We start from the raw sequence: 3,372 nt of genomic DNA, 5'->3' as shown, positions 1-3,372 counted from the left end.
CCCGGGCCGAGGCCCGTCGTCGCCGGGGCGGCCGCACCCGCACGCGCCGCAGCAACGGTGAGGTCGTGGACGGCTGACCGTCCCTCCCGGGCCCCGGGAATCTTCTGCGCGAATGACCCTTCTGACCGCCTGCGCGGCGGCTGGAAGGGTCATTCGCGCAACGGATCCTTCCCCGTCGCCCGGGCCGTCCGGGCTCAGCCGCGGATGATCGCCGTGCCGGTGCCCTGCCGCTCGATCTCGGCGAGCACCTCCGCGCCCGTGGTGTGCTCGCCGATCGGATTGGGCTTGCCGGTGCCGTGGTAGTCGGACGAGCCGGTGACGAACAGTCCGTGCCGGTCCGCGAACGCGCGCAGCCAGGTGCGCTCCTCCGCCGGGTTGTCCCGGTGCTCGACCTCGACCCCCGCCAGTCCGGCCTCGGCCATCTGCTCGAACACCTCGTCGCCCACCACGCGGCCCCGCATGCGCGCCCGGGGATGCGCGAACACCGGCACCCCGCCGGCGGCCCGGATGAGCGCGACCGCCTCGGCCGGGTCCGGGGCGAAGTGCGGCACGTAGTACTTGGACCGGCCGGCGAGGATCTCCCGGAACGCCGCGGACCGGTCCGGGACGGCCCCGATCGTCACGAGGGCGTCGGCCAGGTGGGGCCGGCCGATCGTCGCGTTCTCCGCCGCGTGCTCCTGGACCAGCTCCCACGTGATCGGGAAGTCCGCCCCCAGCCGCCGCACCATCTCCTGCGCCCGGATCAGCCGCGCGTCGCGGGCCAGGCCGACCTCCCGCAGCAGGGCGGGGTCCTCGGGGTCGTGCAGGTAGCTGAGCACGTGCACGCTCACGCCGTCGGCGGAGGTGCAGGACATCTCCATGCCGGGCACGAGCGTCAGCCCGGTCTCCCGCGCGGCGTGGGCGGCCTCGGCCCAGCCGGCGGTCGTGTCGTGGTCGGTGAGCGCGAGGCCGTCCAGCCCGGCCCGCGCCGCCGCACGCACCACGTCGGCCGGCGGCTCGGTGCCGTCGGACTCGGTCGAGTGCGTGTGCAGGTCGTAGCGGGCCATGGCGGCCATGGTACCGACGACCCGCGCGCGGCGGCCCCGACCTGCCCCCGCCCACCGGTGCCATGATGGAGGGCATGACCGATACCGCACAGCACCCCGCCCAGACCACCCCCGACCAGCCCGCCGCCACCCCCGAGGCGGGCGCCGACGGCACCGGCGCGGTGAACCCCCAGCCGCTGGCCGAGCGCGTCGACAACCGCTCGCAGCGCCCCGCCTCGAACGCCTTCCGCGACTTCATGGCCTCCGCTTGGGCGCCCTCGTCGCAGGCCCTGCCCGACCCCGACGCCTCGGCCCCGTACGCCGCCCGGCGGCGGGCCGCCGTGTCCGCGCGCTTCCCGGGCGAGCGGATCGTGGTGCCGGCCGGCCGCCTCAAGGTCCGCTCGAACGACACCGACTACCGCTTCCGCGCGCACTCCGCGTTCGCCCACCTGACGGGCCTCGGCGTGGACCACGAGCCGGACGCCGTGCTCGTGCTCGAGCCCACGGACCCGGGCGCCGGCGACGACGGCACGGACCACACCGCCACCCTGTACTTCCGTCCCCTGGCCGGCCGGGACACCGAGCAGTTCTACGCGGACTCGCGCTCGGGTGAGTTCTGGATCGGCCCCCGTCCGACCCTGGCCGGCCTGGCCGCCCGCACGGGTCTGCGCACGGCGGGGCTCGAGGAGCTCGAGTCCGCCGTCACCAAGAACGTGGCCGCGGACGGCACCGCGGTGCGGCTGCTGGCCGAGACCGACCAGGACGTGGACGCCCTGCTGGCCGCCGTCCGGACCGAGGCCGGCGTGGACCTGGCCGCCGCGGCCGAGGCCGACGCCCAGACCGCCGAGTTCCTCTCCGAGCTGCGCCTGGTCAAGGACGCGTGGGAGATCGAGCGGATGCGCGCCTCGGTGGCCGCCACGATCGCGGGCTTCGAGGACGTCGTGCGGGCCCTGCCGCGCGCCGTGGGCCACGACCGCGGCGAGCGCGTGGTCGAGGGCGCCTTCTTCGCCCGCGCCCGCCTCGAGGGCAACGACCTGGGCTACGACACGATCGCGGCCTCCGGCAACAACGCCACGATCCTGCACTGGATCCGCAACACGGGCGCCGTGCGCCCGGGTGAGCTGCTCCTGCTCGACGCCGGCGTCGAGGACGACTCCCTCTACACCGCGGACATCACCCGCACCCTGCCCGTGTCCGGCACGTTCACGGACGTGCAGCGCCGCATCTACCATGCGGTCCTCGACGCCGCGGACGCCGCCTTCGCGATCGTGCGCCCCGGCATCCGGTTCCGTGAGCTCCACGCCGAGGCCATGCGGGTGCTCGTCGACCGCCTCGACGGCTGGGGCCTGCTGCCGGTCTCGGCCGAGGTCGCGCTCTCGGACGAGGGCCAGCACCACCGGCGCTGGATGCCCCACGGCACCTCGCACCACCTCGGCCTCGACGTGCACGACTGCGCGCAGGCCAAGCGCGAGCTCTACCTGGACGGCGTGCTCGAGCCGGGCATGGTCTTCACGATCGAGCCGGGTCTGTACTTCAAGGAGGAGGACCTGGCCGTGCCGGAGGAGTACCGCGGCATCGGCGTGCGCATCGAGGACGACATCCTCGTGACCGAGGACGGGGCCGAGAACCTCTCCGCGGCCCTCCCCCGCACCCCGGACGAGATCGAGGCCTGGATGGCGCGGCTCCAGGCGTGATCCGGCGCGGAGGGCGCCCCTAGGGTTCGGACCATGGGTATCGACCTGACCACCGAGCTCACCGCCCTCCGCGACCGCCTCCTCTCCGCCGAGGCGGAGCACGCCGACCTCATCTCCCGCGTCCGGGAGCGCCACCGGGCCTCGGCCCGGAACCTCGTGCACTACGTCGCCCTGCGCGGCACCGACCTGCGGCCCCTGCAGGAGGCGCTGAGCGACGCCGGACTGTCCTCGCTGGGCCGCATGGAGGCCGGCGTGCTGGGCCACGTGGACGCGGTGCTGGCCGCCGCCCGCGCGCTCGACGGCGACCCCGCCCCCGCGCCGGAGGACGACGCCCTGACCTCCGCCGAGGGCCGCGCCATCCTCGCCCGCAACGCGGCGAGCCTGCTCGGTCCGGCCCGCGACGACCGGGACGCGCGCATCATGGTGACCATGCCCTCCGAGGCCGCCACGGACCCGGAGCTCGTGACCCGGATCGCCGAGGCCGGCATGGACCTGGCGCGCGTGAACTGCGCCCACGACGACGAGCAGGCGTGGGCCGCCATGATCGCGGCGGTCCGCCGGTGCGCCGGGGCGGGCCGGCCCGCTCCCCTGGTCGCGATGGACCTGGCCGGGCCGAAGGTGCGCACGGGCCCCATCGAGCCGGGCCCGCGCGA

General features: G+C 75.6%; 2 protein-coding genes and 1 pseudogene. 2 read left to right on the top strand and 1 reads right to left on the bottom strand.

The window, feature by feature from the left end; genetic code table 11:
• Positions 1-194 precede the first annotated feature (194 nt).
• On the bottom strand, positions 195-1,055 hold the full coding sequence (locus D8M29_RS09985) for a PHP domain-containing protein (protein ID WP_049147253.1): 861 nt from the start codon (positions 1,053-1,055) through the stop codon (positions 195-197).
• A gap of 65 nt (positions 1,056-1,120) precedes the next feature.
• On the opposite strand from D8M29_RS09985, the gene D8M29_RS09980 reads away from it, so the two are divergent.
• Positions 1,121-2,719, top strand: coding sequence for an aminopeptidase P family protein (locus D8M29_RS09980; RefSeq protein WP_127445943.1), 1,599 nt, complete (start codon positions 1,121-1,123; stop codon positions 2,717-2,719).
• A gap of 33 nt (positions 2,720-2,752) precedes the next feature.
• A pseudogene (locus D8M29_RS09975) lies at positions 2,753-3,372 on the top strand (pyruvate kinase); the annotation flags it as partial.

Source organism: Micrococcus sp. HSID17227 (genome assembly GCF_003989405.1).
Classification (GTDB): Bacteria; Actinomycetota; Actinomycetes; order Actinomycetales; family Micrococcaceae; genus Micrococcus; species Micrococcus luteus.
The sequence above is the reverse complement of the archived record's forward strand: the minus strand, read 5'-3'. Positions and strand labels throughout refer to the sequence as shown.

Excerpts from the sequence above, each read along its gene's own strand:
- D8M29_RS09985 (WP_049147253.1), bottom strand. The coding sequence starts at position 1,055 with ATGGCCGCCATGGCCCGCTACGACCTGCACACGCACTCGACCGAGTCC.
- D8M29_RS09980 (WP_127445943.1), top strand. The coding sequence starts at position 1,121 with ATGACCGATACCGCACAGCACCCCGCCCAGACCACCCCCGACCAGCCC.